The organism is Roseateles chitinivorans, from assembly GCF_050632235.1.
In the GTDB taxonomy this organism is placed as follows: Bacteria; Pseudomonadota; Gammaproteobacteria; order Burkholderiales; family Burkholderiaceae_C; genus Roseateles; species Roseateles chitinivorans_A.
Window position 1 is genome coordinate 5,038,541 of the sequence record NZ_CP192584.1, and the last position, 16,922, is coordinate 5,055,462.

13 protein-coding genes are annotated in these 16,922 nt (G+C 68.5%); 7 read left to right on the forward strand and 6 right to left on the reverse strand.

Going from position 1 to position 16,922, the window contains the following annotated elements:
• The first annotated feature begins 6 nt into the window (after positions 1–6).
• Together ACQ859_RS22925 and garD are read left to right on the forward strand one after the other, a co-directional pair.
• Positions 7–1,362: an MFS transporter gene (locus tag ACQ859_RS22925; RefSeq protein WP_431262914.1), complete on the forward strand. Its 1,356-nt coding sequence runs from the start codon at positions 7–9 to the stop codon at positions 1,360–1,362.
• Positions 1,363–1,441: 79 nt separating this feature from the next.
• A complete protein-coding gene (gene garD, locus ACQ859_RS22930) occupies positions 1,442–3,010 on the forward strand; it encodes a galactarate dehydratase (protein ID WP_431262915.1) in 1,569 nt (522 codons plus the stop codon).
• Positions 3,011–3,103: 93 nt separating this feature from the next.
• Here the strand turns inward: garD and ACQ859_RS22935 are convergent, their stop codons facing one another.
• Both ACQ859_RS22935 and ACQ859_RS22940 read right to left on the reverse strand, forming a co-directional pair.
• On the reverse strand, positions 3,104–3,649 hold the full coding sequence (locus tag ACQ859_RS22935) for a PAS domain-containing protein (protein ID WP_431262916.1): 546 nt from the start codon (positions 3,647–3,649) through the stop codon (positions 3,104–3,106).
• A gap of 134 nt (positions 3,650–3,783) precedes the next feature.
• On the reverse strand, positions 3,784–5,127 hold the full coding sequence (locus ACQ859_RS22940; protein ID WP_431262917.1) for a class I SAM-dependent methyltransferase: 1,344 nt from the start codon (positions 5,125–5,127) through the stop codon (positions 3,784–3,786).
• A 375-nt stretch (positions 5,128–5,502) separates the two neighbouring features.
• Here ACQ859_RS22940 and acnA point away from each other — a divergent pair, with 375 nt between their 5' ends.
• Both acnA and ACQ859_RS22950 read left to right on the forward strand, forming a co-directional pair.
• Positions 5,503–8,229, forward strand: a complete 2,727-nt coding sequence (acnA, locus tag ACQ859_RS22945; RefSeq protein WP_431262918.1) for an aconitate hydratase AcnA — start codon at positions 5,503–5,505, stop codon at positions 8,227–8,229.
• Positions 8,230–8,402: 173 nt separating this feature from the next.
• Positions 8,403–8,825, forward strand: a complete 423-nt coding sequence (locus tag ACQ859_RS22950; RefSeq protein WP_431262919.1) for a YciI family protein — start codon at positions 8,403–8,405, stop codon at positions 8,823–8,825.
• Between the two features lie 189 nt (positions 8,826–9,014).
• Here the strand turns inward: ACQ859_RS22950 and ACQ859_RS22955 are convergent, their stop codons facing one another.
• From ACQ859_RS22955 to ACQ859_RS22970, 4 genes are all read right to left on the reverse strand, one after another.
• Complete coding sequence (locus ACQ859_RS22955; protein WP_431262920.1) at positions 9,015–9,965, reverse strand: CsgG/HfaB family protein; 951 nt, start codon at positions 9,963–9,965, stop codon at positions 9,015–9,017.
• A 141-nt stretch (positions 9,966–10,106) separates the two neighbouring features.
• Positions 10,107–10,493 carry a hypothetical protein gene (locus ACQ859_RS22960; RefSeq protein ID WP_431256323.1) on the reverse strand — a complete coding sequence of 129 codons (387 nt, stop codon included), beginning with the start codon at positions 10,491–10,493 and terminating at the stop codon, positions 10,107–10,109.
• Between the two features lie 496 nt (positions 10,494–10,989).
• A complete protein-coding gene (locus ACQ859_RS22965; protein ID WP_431262921.1) occupies positions 10,990–11,685 on the reverse strand; it encodes a riboflavin synthase subunit alpha in 696 nt (231 codons plus the stop codon).
• Between the two features lie 13 nt (positions 11,686–11,698).
• Positions 11,699–12,052, reverse strand: a complete 354-nt coding sequence (locus ACQ859_RS22970; RefSeq protein WP_431262922.1) for an ArsC family reductase — start codon at positions 12,050–12,052, stop codon at positions 11,699–11,701.
• 58 nt (positions 12,053–12,110) lie between these two features.
• On the opposite strand from ACQ859_RS22970, the gene aat reads away from it, so the two are divergent.
• The 3 genes from aat to ACQ859_RS22985 all read left to right on the forward strand — a co-directional run bounded on the left by aat (position 12,111) and on the right by ACQ859_RS22985 (position 16,912).
• Entirely contained in the window at positions 12,111–12,881 is a 771-nt protein-coding gene (gene aat / locus ACQ859_RS22975) for a leucyl/phenylalanyl-tRNA--protein transferase (RefSeq protein WP_431266633.1), read from the forward strand.
• Positions 12,882–12,900: 19 nt separating this feature from the next.
• Positions 12,901–13,626 carry an arginyltransferase gene (locus ACQ859_RS22980; RefSeq protein WP_431262923.1) on the forward strand — a complete coding sequence of 242 codons (726 nt, stop codon included), beginning with the start codon at positions 12,901–12,903 and terminating at the stop codon, positions 13,624–13,626.
• Positions 13,627–14,290: 664 nt separating this feature from the next.
• Entirely contained in the window at positions 14,291–16,912 is a 2,622-nt protein-coding gene (locus ACQ859_RS22985) for a chitinase C-terminal domain-containing protein (protein ID WP_431262924.1), read from the forward strand.
• The last annotated feature ends 10 nt before the right edge of the window (positions 16,913–16,922 follow it).

A 16,922-nucleotide genomic window follows, 5' to 3' on the forward strand; every position in this document is an offset into this window, starting at 1 on the left:
GACAACATGCAGTTATCCCTCTCTTCCTCGGCCGCGGCAGGCATCGGCCGCGCGCGCTTCGGCGTGCTGGCGATGATCTTCGCCGTGACCGTCCTGAACTACGCGGATCGCGCCACCGTCGGCGTCGCCGGCCCCGTCCTGTCCAAGGAACTGGGCATCGACTCGATCCAGATGGGCTTCATCTTCTCGGCCTTCAGCTGGTCCTACGTGCTGGGCCAGCTGCCCGGCGGCTGGCTGCTCGACAAGTTCGGCGCCAAGCAGGTCTACGCCTGGAGCATCCTGCTCTGGTCGCTGTTCACCATGCTGCAGGGCAGCGTGCATCACATGGGCATGGATGCCATGCTCTTCGGCCTGCCGCTGGCGGTGGCGTCGCTGTTCCTGATGCGCCTGATGGTCGGCCTGGCCGAAGCGCCCTCCTTCCCCGCCAACGGCCGCATGGTCGCCGCCTGGTTCCCGGTGAAGGAACGCGGCACCGCGTCGGCGATCTTCAACTCCGCGCAGTACTTCGCCACCGTGCTGTTCGCGCCCATCATGGCCTGGATCGTGCACGCGGTCGGCTGGTCCGAGGTCTTCTACTTCATGGGCGCGCTGGGCATCGTGATGAGCGTGGTGTGGATGCGCACCATGCACAACAGCCCGGCCGATCATCCGACGATCACGGCCGCGGAACGCGAGCACATCGAGTCCGGCGGCGCGCTGCTGTCGAGCGACGGCAAGGCGAAGGCGGCGGCCGGCCCCAAGCTCGGCTATCTCAAGCAGCTGCTGGGCAACCGCATGCTGATGGGCGTCTACATCGCGCAGTACTGCGTGAACGTGCTCACCTATTTCTTCCTGACCTGGTTCCCGATCTACCTGGTCAAGGAACGCGGCATGTCGCTGCTCAACGCCGGCATCGTCGCGGCGCTGCCCGCGATCTGCGGTTTCGCCGGCGGCGTGCTGGGCGGCGTGATCTCGGACTGGCTGCTGCGCCGCGGCCATTCGCTGACCTTCGCGCGCAAGGTGCCGATCGTGGTCGGCATGCTGCTGTCGACCTCGATGATCGCGTGCAACTACGTCGGCATCGAGGCCGTCGTCGTCGGCATCATGGCGCTGGCCTTCTTCGGCAAGGGCCTGGGCGCGCTGGGCTGGGCGGTGGTGTCGGACACCTCGCCCAAGGAGATCGCCGGCCTGTCGGGCGCGCTGTTCAACACCTTCGGCAACGTCGCGGGCATCGTGACGCCCATCGTGATCGGCTACATCGTGCAGACGACGAAGTCGTTCAACGGCGCGCTGATCTTCGTCGGCGCGCACGCCCTGGTCGCGGTGGCGAGCTACCTGCTCATCGTCGGCGAGATCAAGCGCGTCGAATTGAAGCCCGTCTGAACGTCTGAAGGCGAAGGCGCGGCGGACCGCGCCTTCGCTCCTCCCATTTCCCCAGGTTGAACCGACCCAGGACACGACCATGATCACCTCCCCGCTGACCATCCAGATGCACGAGGCCGACAACGTCGCCATCGTCGCCAACGACGGCGGACTGCCCGAGGGCACGGTGCTGCCCTCCGGGCTGGTGCTGCGCAACCAGGTGCCGCAGGGCCACAAGGTCGCGCTGGTCGACCTGCCGGCCGACACGGCGGTGCTGCGCTACAACGTGCCGATCGGCTACGCGCTGCAGGACATCCCGGCCGGCAGCTGGGTGCACGAGCGCCTGCTGCGCATGCCGCCGGCGCGCGAGCTCGAAGGCCTGCCGATGGCCACGGTGAAGGCGCCCGCGCTGGAGCCGCTGGAGGGCTACACCTTCGAGGGCTACCGCAACGCGGACGGCTCCGTGGGCACGCGCAACATCCTGGCGATCACGCAGACGGTGCAATGCGTGGCGGGGGTGGTCGAGTTCGCGGTGGACCGCATCAAGCGCGAGCTGCTGCCGAAGTACCCGAACGTCGACGACGTCGTCGGCCTGGCGCACACCTACGGCTGCGGCGTGGCGATCGACGCGCCGGACGCGGTGATCCCGATCCGCACGGTGCGCAACATCAGCCTCAACCCCAACTTCGGCGGCGAGGTGATGGTCGTCAGCCTGGGTTGCGAGAAGCTGCAGCCCGAGCGGCTGATGCCGCCGGGCGTGATCCCGATCGCGGATCAACGCGGCGAGTCTGTCGCGCCGGAAGCGCTCGACGTCGTCTGCCTGCAGGACGCCAAGCACGTCGGCTTCATGTCGATGATCGATTCGGTGATGACGCAGGCGGCCTTCCACCTGGAACGCCTGAACAAGCGCCGTCGCGAGACCGTGCCGGCCTCGGAGCTGGTGGTCGGCGTGCAATGCGGTGGCAGCGACGCGTTCTCGGGCGTGACCGCGAATCCGACGGTGGGCTACTGCGCCGACCTGCTGGTGCGCGCGGGCGCGACGGTGATGTTCAGCGAGAACACCGAGGTCCGCGACGGCATCGCGCAGCTGACCTCGCGCGCGAGCTCGACCGACGTGGCCGAGGCGATGGTGCGCGAGATGGCCTGGTACGACGCGTACCTGGAGCGCGGCAGCGTCGACCGCAGCGCCAACACCACGCCGGGCAACAAGAAGGGCGGGCTGTCCAACATCGTCGAGAAGGCGATGGGCTCGATCGTGAAGAGCGGCAGCTCGGCGATCTCGGGCGTGCTGTCGCCGGGCAACAAGCTGACGCGCGACCAGCGCGGGCTGATCTACGCGGCCACGCCGGCCAGCGACTTCATCTGCGGCACGCTGCAACTCGCCGCGGGCATGAACCTGCACGTCTTCACGACGGGCCGCGGCACGCCCTACGGCCTGGCGGAATGCCCGGTGATCAAGGTGGCGACGCGCAGCGACCTGGCGCGCCGCTGGCACGACCTGATGGACATCAACGCCGGCCAGATCGCCGACGGCGAGAAGTCCATCCAGGAGATGGGCTGGGAGATGTTCCGGCTGATGCTGGACGTGGCCTCCGGCCGCAAGACCTGGGCCGAGCAGCACAAGCTCGCGAACGCGCTGGTGCTGTTCAATCCGGCGCCGGTGACCTGAGGAGCTGTCGCGCCCGCCCCTTCTTGCGCCCTCTCCCGCTTGCGGGCGAGGGTGGGGAGGAAGGCTGCGGTGCTGGCCGGGAGGCCGATCGTCTCAGGGCGCGGTCGTCGCCTGCCTGAGCGACGCCGCCAGGATCCCCGCCACCTGATCGAGCAGCGCCTCGTTGCCGTCCTCCAGCAGCGCATGGAACGGCACGCAGCCCAGCGAGCCGATCGGATGGTGTCCGCCCATGAACCGGTCCTGGTACGGCGTCGCCGGCCTCACCGTCAGGTCCACCATCGTGCCCAGCATCCGCTGCACATCGCCACGGTGGTCGCGCTGCACGACGCGGCCTCGCGAGAGCACGTGGCGATAGCCCGAGCCGTTGCTGCGCAGCCGGAAGCGTTGCTCGTAGGTATCGGTGAAGCCGTCGAAGTGCGCGCGCAGCGTCAGCATCATCGCGTCGAGGTCCTCGGGATGGACGCGGCAGCGCCAGAACGCGGTGCTGTCGGGCTGTTCCGGATGCGGAAAGCCCAGGTGTTCCTTCCAGCGCGGCGAGTAATGCACCAGTTCCAGCAGCGGGTTCAAGTCCCAGACGCCGAAGGCGCCCTGCTCGACCGCCGTCCGCCAGTTCCTGACTTCGTCATGACGGATCCCCATGGCGGGGATCTTGCGCGCCGACCCGACGCCGGTCAACGCGCGTTCCCCCTGAGGGCGGGTAAAGCGGTGGGGAAAGTTGGAGAAAGACGTCGGACGGCCGGGCGCGGGCACTCCACGGGGCCTGGGGCATGCGTTCAGCGGGCGTCGTACATGTACCGCCGCGTCAGCGGCACCGGGGCCGGACCGCCGTCGCGCCTGCTGGCCAGGATCTGGTACAGGCCCAGTTCACCGGTCTCGAACTCCAGTGCCGAGGCCGCCATGTACAGGCGCCAGATCCGGTAGTGCGCTTCGTCCACGTACTGGAGCGCCCGGTCGTGGCCCTCCTCCAGCTTCGCCACCCAGGCGCGCAGCGTCTTGGCGTAATGCATGCGCAGGCCCTCGACGTCATGGAGCTCGAACTGCGCCTGCTCCATCACCCGCATCACGTTGCTCGCCCGGTCCAGCTCGCCGTCCGGGAAGACGTAGCGGTTGATGAACTTCGACGACAGCGCCTGCCCCCAGCCGTCCTCCTCATGGGTGATGCCGTGGTTCAGGAACAGCCCCGCCGGCTTGAGGAGCCGGTTCACGCTGGCGAAATACGTCGGCAGGTTCCTCAGGCCGACATGCTCGAACATGCCGACGCTGGAGATCTTGTCGAACTGCCCCGTCATGTCGCGGTAGTCGCACAGGCGGACCTCCACCTGTCCTTGAAGACCGGCCGCGGCGAGGCGCTCGCGGGCGAGCGCCAGCTGCCGCTCCGACAGGGTGATGCCGGTGGCCTTCACGCCGTAATGACGCGCCGCATGCATCACCAGCGCCCCCCAGCCGCAGCCGATGTCCAGCAGCTCCTCGCCCGGCTGCAGCCGCAGCTTGCGGCAGATGTGGTCCAGCTTGGCCCACTGGGCACGCGCGAGCGGGGTGTCGTCGGTCTCGTAGTAGGCGCAGGAATAGACCATCGCCGGGTCCAGCCACAACGCGTAGAAGTCGTTGGACAGGTCGTAATGGAAGGCGATGGCGGCCTTGTTCTCCGCGCGCGTGTGGCGGCGCACGCCGCCGGCGCGCAGGTCCCCGTCGGTCGCGGGCGGCACCGGCGCCAGCAGCCGCACGGCCAGGCGCAAGCGGTCGCTCCAGGACAGTGTCAGCGCCGGCAGGTGGTCCTTGAGCTGCAGGGCGGCGAAGAAGTCGCCCTCGACGTCGATCTGGCCGGTGAAGTAGGCCTCGGCGAAACGCAGGGGGTCACGGCCGAGCAGCAGGCGCCGCAGCGCGGTGGGGTCGTTGAGCACCAGGGTGAACTCGGCCGGCTGGTGGGCCATCCGGCCCAGCCGCGTCACCCAGTGCCCGAGCCGCAGTCCCATGCTGCCCGGATAGGCGGAGAACAGCCGCTGCAGCAGCGTGAGTCCGGCGGGCGGCAGCGGAGGCGGCGCGCCGGGGGGCGCCGCGATCACGTCCGCCGCGCGGGTGGCGGCGCCCGACTCGGGGGACAACAGTTCCTGATCCATGGATTCCTCGTCCGAAACGCTACGAAAGAATGTTGGTCGGAAGCACCCCCGGGGGTCAGTTCTTGTCGGCCCGGGTGCTGGCGGCCTAGAAGTCCTGCGGCGATGTTAGCCAATGCCCCACGCCCCGCCCGGACTGGGGACATTGCCGCCATCCGCAGGCCCATGGGCAGCGCCGGAGACGGTACGCGGGGGGATGGCGGGGGGATGGCGGGGACGTTGCGCCCTCGCACAAGCTCGCCCGAAGGAGTCATCACAAGCCCGCCGCCCGAGGCCACAATCAGCCCCGATACCCGCTACGTCATCGTCCGAAGAGAAACCGTCCCGCCTCCTCGAATGCCAGGAGCGCGCCAGGACCCCAAAGCCAAGGAGTCAGCCATGCCCCATGCATTCGCCAACACCGTCGCCAGCTTCAAGACCGCCTCCGGCAAGAGCGGCAAGTACCACTCGCTGCCCGAGCTGGCCAAGCGCTTCCCCAACGTGAACCAGCTGCCGGTGTCGATCCGGCTGGTGCTCGAGTCGGTGCTGCGCAACTGCGACGGCAAGCGCGTGACCGAGGAGCATGTCGAGCAGCTCGCCAACTGGCAGCCCAACGCGCCCCGCAACGAGGAGATCCCCTTCGTCGTCGCGCGCGTGGTGCTGCAGGACTTCACCGGCGTGCCGCTGCTGGCCGACCTGGCCGCGATGCGCAACGTCGCCAAGGCGCAGGGCAAGGACCCGAAGACGATCGAGCCGCTGGTGCCGGTCGACCTGGTCGTCGACCACTCGATCATGATCGACCACTTCGGCAGCCCGAAGGCGCTGGACCTGAACATGAAGCTCGAGTTCGAGCGCAACCGCGAGCGCTACGAGTTCATGAAGTGGGGCATGCAGGCCTTCGACACCTTCGGCGTCGTCCCGCCCGGCTTCGGCATCGTCCACCAGGTCAACCTCGAGTACCTCGCCCGCGGCGTGCACAAGACCGGCGGCAAGGACCCCGTCTACTACCCCGACACGCTGGTCGGCACCGACAGCCACACGACGATGATCAACGGCGTCGGCGTCGTGGGCTGGGGCGTCGGCGGCATCGAGGCGGAGGCCGGCATGCTCGGCCAGCCGGTCTACTTCCTGACGCCGGACGTCGTCGGTTTCGAGCTGAGCGGCCGCCTGCGCGAGGGCGTCACCGCGACCGACCTGGTGCTGACCGTGACCGAGATCCTGCGCAAGGCCAAGGTCGTGGGCAAGTTCGTCGAGTTCTTCGGCGAAGGCACCGCCTCGCTGTCGGTCCCCGACCGCGCCACCATCGGCAACATGGCGCCCGAGTACGGCGCGACGATGGGCTTCTTCCCGGTCGACGAGCGCACCATCGACTACTTCCAGGGCACCGGCCGCACGCAGGACGAGATCGAGGCCTTCGAGGCCTACTTCCGCGCGCAGGGCCTGTTCGGCGTTCCCAAGGCGGGCGACATCCGCTTCAGCCAGGTGGTGTCGCTGGACCTGGGCACCGTCGTGCCCTCGCTGGCCGGTCCGAAGCGCCCGCAGGACCGCATCGTCATCACCGACCTGGCCAAGACCTTCGCCTCGCTGTACACGAAGCCGGTCGCGGAGAACGGGTTCAACCAGCCCGTCGAGAAGCTGCCGAAGTCCTTCCCGCTCGGCGGGACGCAGAAGGGCCTGGAGATCTTCAACGGCGACGTGCTGATCGCCGCGATCACCTCCTGCACCAACACCTCCAACCCGAGCGTGATGCTCGCCGCCGGCCTGCTGGCCAAGAAGGCGGTCGAGGCCGGCCTGAAGGTCCAGCCGCACATCAAGACCTCGCTGGCGCCGGGCTCGCGCATCGTCACCGAGTATCTGCAGAACGCGGGCCTGCTGCCCTACCTGGAGAAGCTGGGCTTCTCCGTGGCCGCCTACGGTTGCACGACCTGCATCGGCAACGCCGGCGACCTCACGCCCGAGATCAACGAGGCGATCACCGGCAACGACCTCGTCTGCGCGGCGGTGCTGTCGGGCAACCGCAACTTCGAGGCGCGCATCCATCCCAACATCAAGGCCAACTTCCTGGCCAGCCCGCCGCTGGTGGTCGCCTACGCGATCGCCGGCAACGTGACGCGCGACCTGATGACCGAGCCTGTCGGCCTTGGCACGGGCGGCAAGCCGGTGTACCTGGGCGACATCTGGCCGACCAGCGACGAGATCCATGCGTTGCTGAAGCTGGCGCTCAATCCCGACGCGTTCCGCGCCAACTACGGCAAGGTCAAGGCCGAACCCGGCAAGCTCTGGGAGAAGATCAAGGGCGGCACCGGCCAGGTCTACGGCTGGCCCAAGAGCACCTACATCGCGCAGCCGCCCTTCTTCGACCGCTTCACCCAGATCCCCGAAGCCCAGGAAGCGGGCGTCAAGGGCGCGCGGATCATGGCGCTGTTCGGCGACTCGATCACCACCGACCACATCTCGCCGGCCGGCGCGATCAAGGAGGTGTCGCCCGCCGGCGCCTACCTCAAGGACAAGGGCGTGCTCAAGGCCGACTTCAACAGCTACGGCTCGCGCCGCGGCAACCATGAAGTCATGATGCGCGGCACCTTCGCCAACGTCCGGATCAAGAACCTGATGATCCCGGCCAAGCCCGACGGCGCGCGCGAGGAAGGCGGCCTGACGCTGTTCCAGCCGGGCGGCGAGAAGCTGTTCATCTACGACGCCGCGATGCGCTACATCGCCGCCGGCACGCCGACGGTGATCTTCGCCGGCGAGGAGTACGGCACCGGCTCCAGCCGCGACTGGGCGGCCAAGGGCACGCAGCTGCTGGGCATCGGCGCGGTCGTGGCCAAGAGCTTCGAGCGCATCCACCGCTCCAACCTGGTCGGCATGGGCGTGCTGCCGCTGCAGTTCCGCGCGGGCGACTCGTGGGAATCGCTGGGCCTGAAGGGCGACGAGGTCATCGACATCGAACTCGGCAACGAGATCAAGCCGCAATCCGAAGCGACGCTGGTGATCCGCGCGGCCGACGGCGTCGCGCCGGAGCGCCGCGTCCCGCTGATCCTGCGCATCGACACACCGATCGAGGTCGAGTACTACCGCCACGGCGGCATCCTGCCTTACGTGCTGCGCCAGCTGCTGGCCGCGTGATCGGGGCGCACCAGTCCTGCTGATCCGCCACTGAAGAAAACGTCGGGGCCGCTGTCGACGATATCGACGATGTCGAAAGCGGGATCCGCCGAACGTCATGAGGGTGAGACGCGCCATTCGTTGAATGGCGGGTCCACCCTCTTCCATTTTCAGGACTGCATCAGGAGACCGACATGCGATTCATGGTCATCGTCAAGGCGGACAGCCACAGCGAAGCGGGCGAGATGCCCAGCACGGAGCTGATCACCGCGATGTTCGCGTACAACGAGGAACTGGTGAAGGCCGGCGTCATGCTGTCGGGCGACGGCCTGCAGCCGTCGAGCAAGGGGGCGCGGGTGCGTTTCTCCGGCAAGGAGCGCAAGGTCATCGACGGCCCCTTCGCCGAAACGAAGGAACTGATCGCCGGCTTCTGGATCTGGCAGTGCGCGTCGCTGCAGGAGGCGATCGAGTGGGTCAAGAAGTGCCCCAACCCGCAGGTGACGGACTCCGACATCGAGATCCGTCAGATCTTCGAGTCCGAGGACTTCGGCGAGGCTTTCACGCCTGAACTGCGCGAGCAGGAAGAGCGCCTGCGCACGCAGATCGAGAAGCAGTAAAGCGAACGCCAAAGCAAAAGCCCCACCCCGCACGCCACGCCCTCAAGCTTGAGGACGTCAGCCGCTGTGAGTGGGGCCGGAATGCTGCTGGGGGTTCCCGGAGGGATGCCCCCTGCTGCGTGGAGAGCCCGCGCTTGGCGAAGCGCAGTTGGGCGGTCTCCCGACCACCCGTCCCTCCTCACCGCACGATCACTTCGTCGCCGGCGGCGTCGTCGTGGTCGCGGGCTTCTTCGCCGCCGGCTTGGCGGCCGCCTTCGGTGCCGCCTTCGCGGGTGCCGCGGCCTGATCGACTTCCTTGGATGCCGCGGTCGAACCGCCCGACACGCCCAGTCGGCCACCGGCACCCAGACCACCCTTGACCTGCTGCGCCTTGTAGTTGCGCAGGGCCTTGACCATCTGGTTGTACGAGTCCGCGAACGCCGTGACGATCACCTTGCCGGCCGGCGTCTTGCCGTACGCGCCGCCGGCCACGGCGGCGTTGCCGAAGAAGCTGGCGCCGCCGAAGCCGAAGTCGAAGTTCTTGGCCGTGCCTTCCGCAGCCGAGATCTGGACGCCGGAGCGGTTGTCCACCAGCAGCAGCGTCGTGGCGGCCTCGTTCTGGTTGATGTTGGCCGCCACCGCCGTCAGCAGGCCGATCGCGCCGGTCCCGATGCCGCCGCCGCCGCCGCCGGTCTTGCCGGAGAACTGGATCTCGGGGCTCATCGTGTAGTCGGCGGCGACCATCTGGCCCTGGCCGAAGTTGCTGCCGGCACGCGTTTCACCCGACTGCATCAGCGCGCGCTCGCGCTCCATGTTGGCGAAGGCCTTGCCGCGCTCGACGATCACGAAGCAGTTGGACTGCTGCACCATCAGGCGCAGCACCGGCACCGTCGATCCCAGCTGGCGCTCGCGCAGCTGCGACCACCACGGGGCGTTGTTGTCCTCGAAGATGGTCAGCGTGCCCAGCGTCTCGTCGCAATGCTCGAGCTGGCTGTTCTTGTTCTCGGCCGTCGCGCCGCCGGCGGCGCCGGAGACGGTGCCCTTGTTCTCGCCCATCGTCGGCGCGGTGGCCAGGCAGCCGGCCAGCAGCAGCGGGGACAGCACCAGGGCGGACTTCAGCACGAGGCTGGACGGAGAAACGAGGCGGGAAGTGGCAAGCATGGAATCCTCCAGGTTTTCTAAGGACGTCTCGAACGACGTCTCACAACGAGCGACTACAAGGACGCGGGCGACGAGGGAAGCGCTCCGGCCGGACCCGACCGGACGGAGCCAGGGAAATCAAGTGCAGCTCGGCTGCGACGGTCAGTCGATGGGGGTGGCCGGCGCGACGCCGTAATACCCGCCGACCGGCTGGCCGTGCGGATTGCCGATCCAGATGCTGGTGCCGAACACGTCGCTGCACCCGCCCCAGGCGATCTCGAACGCACGCGCCTCTTCGTTGCGGGTCTGTGCGTAGACGGACACGGTGGAGTCCGAGGGGCCGATGGTGTAGCAGACCCGCGCCCACACCGGACGCGGCGAGGACGAGACCACCGAGGCCGCGCCTTCGGCGTCGCCGTCGGAGGCCTTGGCCACCCATTTCGTGCCGCGGGACGGACCCGGGTTGTAGCTGAACAAGTAGGGCACCTGGGCGACCGCCGCGAGCGACGCGGCGAGCAGTCCGGCGACCATCAGGCCTCTGGCCATCATTCGTTTTCCCCTTGCCTGTGTACCGAAATCAAACGATTTCAAAGGAATGTCGCGGATTGTTAGGCCCCACTTTTGAAAAAGCGAGGCCCCCATCGTGGTGGATTCCCCGGAACCGGGACGGGGGAACCCGCATCGACGCCCGTCGGCCCCCTGCCTGTTCCACAGGCCGCACGATTTCGCGCTAACGGACGCCGAACGGCAACACCCGCCCCCCGGATCGCGAGGATCGGCGCGGGTTGCGGGAGAACAGCGCGATGGCCGATGCCATCGGGGCGGCACGCGCGGCGCGCGGTCGCGAGCCGCGATCCGAGGCGCCTTCCGGGGTGCCGGAAGTGACTCCGCGCGCGGGCCACGCCCGGCGCGGCGATGACTTAGGTCATCTGGTGTTGTAGGGATGGCAAATCCGGGGTCATCGGCTATGCCCCGAGGGCCGGACGCGGACCTCCCGGCCCGTCCAGCCTCGCGGATCCGGCTTCGCGGATCGGGTCCTGTAGGCTCAGTCCGCGCCGAGGTCCAGGTCCAGACCCCGTTCCTGCGCGAACAGCTTCAGCGCCGGCATCAACGCACCGATCTTCTCGGCCACCGCATCGCGGACGGTGTCCACCATCACCTGCGTCTGGCGCTCGATCTCGATGTGCAGCGGCGCGCCTTCGCCCTTGTCGGCGAAGGTGGTCATGCGCAGCGTCTCGGGGATCAGCCAGACCTCGAACCAGCCCGAGCCGTCGGCGTGGCGGCCGGCCTCGGCCACCGTCAGGCTGGCGCCGTTCACGGCGATGTAGCCCTTGGCGAAGATGTAGCGCATCCACGGCGCCGGGACGGCGATGCGGATCACGTGGTTGTTGGCCGGGCGCCGGATGGATTCGACCCGCGCCATGAAGTCGACGTGACCCGACAGCGGATGGCCGCCGATCTCGGCGCCCTCCTTCGCGGCGCGCTCGACGTTGAGCCGGCCGCCGACGCCGAGCTGTCCCAGCGCCGTGAGGTTCAGGCTCTGGAGCATCACGTCGAAGTCCGCCTCGTGGTCGCCCTTCAGGGCGGTGACCGTCAGGCAGACGCCGTCGCAGGCGACGGACGCGCCGATCTCGAGTTCCTCGCAGAAGCCCTGTGGGAAGGCGAGCGTGAAGCTGCGCAGGCCTTCCTTGTCGGTGATGGCCGCGACCTGCGCGATGCCTTGGACGATGCCGGTGAACATGGCGGGCCTCCGGTCAGCGTTGGGCGTGGGAAGCGAACAGCTCGGGCGAGAAACCCAGGCTCAGGCGGCCGTCGTCCCACTCGACGACCGGGCGCTTGATCACGCTGGGTTGCTCGACCATCAGCGCCGCGGCGCTGGCGGCGTCGGTGACGCCGGCCTTGGCGCCGTCGTCCAGCTTGCGCCAGGTCGTGCCCGCGCGGTTCAGCACCTTGTCCCAGCCGAGTTCGGCCATCCACTGCGGCAGCTTCGCCGCGGGCACGCCCTGCTTCTTGTAGTCGTGGAACTGGTACGCGAGGCCCTGTCCGTCGAGCCAGGCGCGGGCGCGCTTGACGGTGTCGCAGTTGGGGATGCCGTAGAGGGTGATCATGGGAACGAGGGGGTCGCCGGCGGGCGTGGAAGGAAGGCGGCACGCTACCATGAAGCGGATGATCCCCTGGCTCGACGATGACTCTCTGGACTTCCCGCCGACCCGCCACGCGCTGGGGCCGCGCAGCGACGCTCCGGGGCTGCTCGCCGCCGGCGGCGACCTGAGACCGGCACGCCTTCGGGCGGCGTACGCCCGGGGGATCTTCCCCTGGTACGGCGAGGGCCAGCCCATCCTCTGGTGGACGACGGACCCGCGCATGGTGCTCCAGACGGCGGACTTCAAGCTGTCGCGCTCGCTGCGCAAGACGGTGGCGAAGTTCATCCGCACACCGGGCTGCGAGATCCGTGTCGACCACGCCGCCGAGACCGTGCTCAAGGCCTGCGCCAGCACCTCGCGCGACGGCCAGGACGGCACCTGGATCGTGCCGGAGATGCAGCAGGCCTACCTGCGGCTCGCGAGCGAAGGCACGGTGCACTCGGTCGAGACCTGGATGGACGGCGAACTCGCCGGCGGGCTGTACGGCGTCAACCTCGGCCGGATGTTCTTCGGCGAGTCGATGTTCATGCGCAGGACCGACGCGTCCAAGATCGCCCTGGCCGCGTTGATCTGCCTGTGCCGCGAGTTCGACATCCCCTGGATCGACTGCCAGCAGCAGACCTCGCACCTGGCCTCGCTGGGCGCGGCGCCGGTCGACCGCGAGGTGTTCGAAGCGCATCTCGCCGCGCACACCGGCCTGCCGTCGCCCGGGGATTGGACCTATCATCCGCGCCTGTGGGCCCACCTGGGCCTGAGCGACGCTCCGAACGACTCCCTGAACGACCCGCCCTGAGCCACCGAGCCCTGAGCCCGTGACGCACCCCAAGGAACTCCCGCTGGCCGAGCTGCAGTTCTACGCGACTGCGCCCTACCCCTGCAGCTACCTGAGCGACCGCCAGGCGCGCTCGCAGGTCGCCACGCCCAGCCATCTGATCCACGCCGACGCGTATTCGAGCCTGGTCGCCGCCGGCTTCCGGCGCAGCGGCATGTTCACGTACCGTCCCTACTGCGACGGCTGCAAGGCCTGCGTGCCGATGCGCATCCCGGTGGCGGACTTCCATCCCAACCGCAGCCAGCGCCGCGCCTGGACGCAGCACCAGGCGCTGCAGGCGCGCGTCATGCGGCTGGGCTACAGCGACGAGCACTACCAGCTCTACCTGCGCTACCAGGCCGGTCGCCACAGCGGCGGCGGCATGGACCACGACAGCGTCGACCAGTACACCCAGTTCCTGCTGCAGAGCCGGGTCAACTCGCGGCTGGTGGAGTTCCGCGAACCCGACGGCGCGCTGAAGATGGTTTCCATCCTGGACATCCTGGGCGACGGACTGTCGGCGGTCTACACCTTCTACGAGCCCGAGGCCAATGTCAGCTACGGCACCTACAACGTGCTGTGGCAACTGCGCCAGACCCGCGACCTGAGCCTCCCGAATCTCTACCTCGGCTACTGGATCGCGCAGAGCGACAAGATGGCCTACAAGGCCCGCTTCCTGCCGCACGAGCTGCTGCGCGACGGGCAATGGTCACGCGTCGAGCGCTGATCTCCAGCCCGCCGGCCCCCTCACGACCCTTCACGTCTTCTTCCCGTGTCCCGTCATTGACGCCCGGTCGGGAGACCGCGCACGGCAAGAATTGGTCCCACACTGGTTTTTACGCAACCGCTCACCGGTCGTACCGGTTTTCCCTTCCATTTGCATCAATTGACGCCCATACACGTCATCGACGACATCATTACGACACGTTACCCCGCCTCCAAGGGTTAACCTGAATGATTCGGTCGCCAGTGGTATCTACATTGCATACCACTATGAGATCAGCAGCGGTATTGGTCTCCTAGACGCCGCGGTTGCAAACCGCACGCCGTCCGCCGGGGAGCAGCCCGCGGACCGCACGTCGACCAGCAAGGAGTGACTGCCATGTCCGCACGCGCCTTTCTCCGTACCGCCGACCGCGCCGCCGCCGGATTCGTCCCGGCCGCGGCACCGCTGATCCGTCCCGCCGCGCCCGAGTGGCCGGCATGACCCAGGTCTCCGGCGGCCGGGCCCGAGCGGCCGCCGCCTTCGCCGGCTGAACCGACCGGCGCTTTTTCTTCCCGAGCCTTGAGCGTTCCCGCCGCACTGCGTCCGCAGTCGCCCGGCGCGGCGGCGCTCATCCCGAAGTTTCCGCAGACAACGACAACACCGACCCCACGTCAGGAGCCCCCCGATGAGACAACGTCCCTGCGCCCGACCCCACCCGATGCTGCCGTGGCTGATGCCGATGGTGCTGGCCTTCGCCGGCAGCTCGGCGATGGCCTACGACTGCACCGGCGTCGCCGACTGGAACGCCGCGACGGCGTACGGCGGCAACGCGATCGTCAAGCAGACCAATACCGCCTACCAGGCGAAGTGGTGGACGCAGAACAACCCGCCGGCGACGAACGCCGGGCAGTGGGACGTGTGGAAGGTGCTGGGCGCCTGCGACGGCGGTGGCGGCGGCGGTGGCGGCGGCACGAACAAGCCGCCGACCGTCGCGCTGAGTTCGCCGACCGCGGGCACCTCGCCCACCGCGGGCGACACGGTGACGCTGGCCGCGACCGCCGCGGACAGCGACGGCACCGTCGCCAAGGTCGGCTTCTATGTCAACGGCGCGCTGGTCGCCGAGGACACCACCGCCCCCTTCAGCGTGAGCTGGACCGCACGCGCCGGCGTCGCCGACATCACCGCCCGCGCCACCGACGACAAGGGCGCGACGACCGACACCGCCGCGCTGCGCATCACCGTGCGGGGCCAGGTCACCGGCGACGAGCGCTGCCGCCCTGAAGGCCTGACGACCACCGCCGGCACCGCGCCCGCCTACTGCAAGGTCTACGACGACCAGGGCCGCGAGAAGATGGGCGCCGACAAGCCGCGCCGCATCATCGGCTACTTCACCAGCTGGCGCACCGGCAAGACCGGCCAGCCCGCCTTCCTCGCGCACCAGATCCCATGGGGTCAGGTCACGCACATCAACTACGCGTTCGCGCATGTGGACGCGGCCAACAAGCTCTCGGTCGGCAACACCGCCGACGCGGCCAATCCCGCCACCGGCCTGACCTGGCCCGGCATCGCGGGCGCGGAGATGGACCCGGCCTACGCCTACAAGGGCCACTTCAACCTGCTCAACAAGTTCAAGAAGCAGTACCCCAACGTCAAGACGCTGATCTCGGTCGGCGGCTGGGCCGAGACGGGCGGCTTCTACACGATGACGACGAACGCGGACGGCTCGACCAACACGGCCGGCATCAACGCGTTCGCCGATTCGGCGGTGGCCTTCCTGCGGCAGTACGGGTTCGACGGCGTCGACATCGACTACGAGTACCCGACCAGCATGAACAACGCCGGCAACCCGGTGGACTTCGCCATCAGCAACGCCCGCCGCGGCGCGCTGATGAAGAACTACGTCGTGCTGATGCGCGCCCTGCGCGCGAAGCTGGACACGGCCAGCCAGGCCGACGCCCGCCACTACCTGCTCACGATCGCGGCGCCCTCCTCCGCCTACCTGCTGCGCGGGATGGAAGCCTTCCAGGTCACCCAGTACCTGGACTACGTGAACATCATGAGCTACGACCTGCACGGGGCGTGGAACCAGTTCGTCGGCCCGAACGCGGCGCTGTACGACGACGGCAAGGACGCCGAGCTCACCGCATGGAGCTACTACACCGCCACGCAGTACGCGCGCATCGGCTACCTCAACACCGACTGGGCGTACCACTACTTCCGCGGCGCGATGCCGGCGGGCCGCATCAACATCGGCGTGCCGTACTACACCCGCGGCTGGCAGGGCGTGACGGGCGGCACCAACGGCCTGTGGGGCCAGGCCGCGCTGCCCGACCAGAGCAAGTGTCCCGCCGGCACCGGCGGCGGCACCGTGCAGAAGTGCGGCAACGGCGCGGTCGGCATCGACAACCTCTGGCACGACCTCGACGTCTCCAGCAAGGAAGTCCCCGCGGGCTCCAACCCGATGTGGCACGCGATGAACCTCGCCTCGGGCCGCGCGGGCAGCTACCTCGCCGCCTACGGCCTGAATCCGGCGACCAACCCGGCTGATCAACTGACCGGCACCTACGTCCGCAATTACGACGCGACGCTGGTCTCGCCGTGGCTGTGGAACGCGCAGAAGAAGGTCTTCATCAGCACCGAGGACGACCAGTCGCTGGGCGTGAAGGCGCAGTACGTGGCCGATCGCGGCATCGGCGGCGTGATGTTCTGGGAGTTCGCCGGCGACTACGCCTTCGACACGGCCCGCAACGAGTACTTCATCGGCAACACGCTGACGAACACGCTCTACAACAAGCTGAAGACCGCGCCGGCCTACGGCAACCGCCTCACCTCGGCGTCGCTGCCGGCGGAGACGCTGGACATCGGCTACGCACTGGGCGGCTTCGCGCTGGGCGACAGCAACTACCCGATCACGCCCAAGCTCACGCTGACCAACAACAGCACGACGACGCTGCCGGGCGGCACGGAGTTCCAGTTCGACGTCCCCACCGCGATCCCGTCGACCGTGACGGACCAGAGCGGCTTCGGGCTGACGGTGATCAGCAACGGCTCGAACGCCGCGGGCAACAACGTCGGCGGGCTGAAGAACGACTTCCATCGCGCCAGCTTCAAGCTGCCCTCGTGGCAAAGCCTGGCCCCCGGCGCCAGCGTGACGCTGACGATCAACTACTTCCTGCCGTCGACGATGCCCAGCAACTGGACCGTCACCGTGAACGGCCGCAGCTACGCGCTGGCGCAGGAAGCGCGCCGCGGCGCCGTACCCGCTGCCGCCGCCGCCCCGGCGGCCAAGACCTCCGCGGCGCGCTGATGCGCGCGGC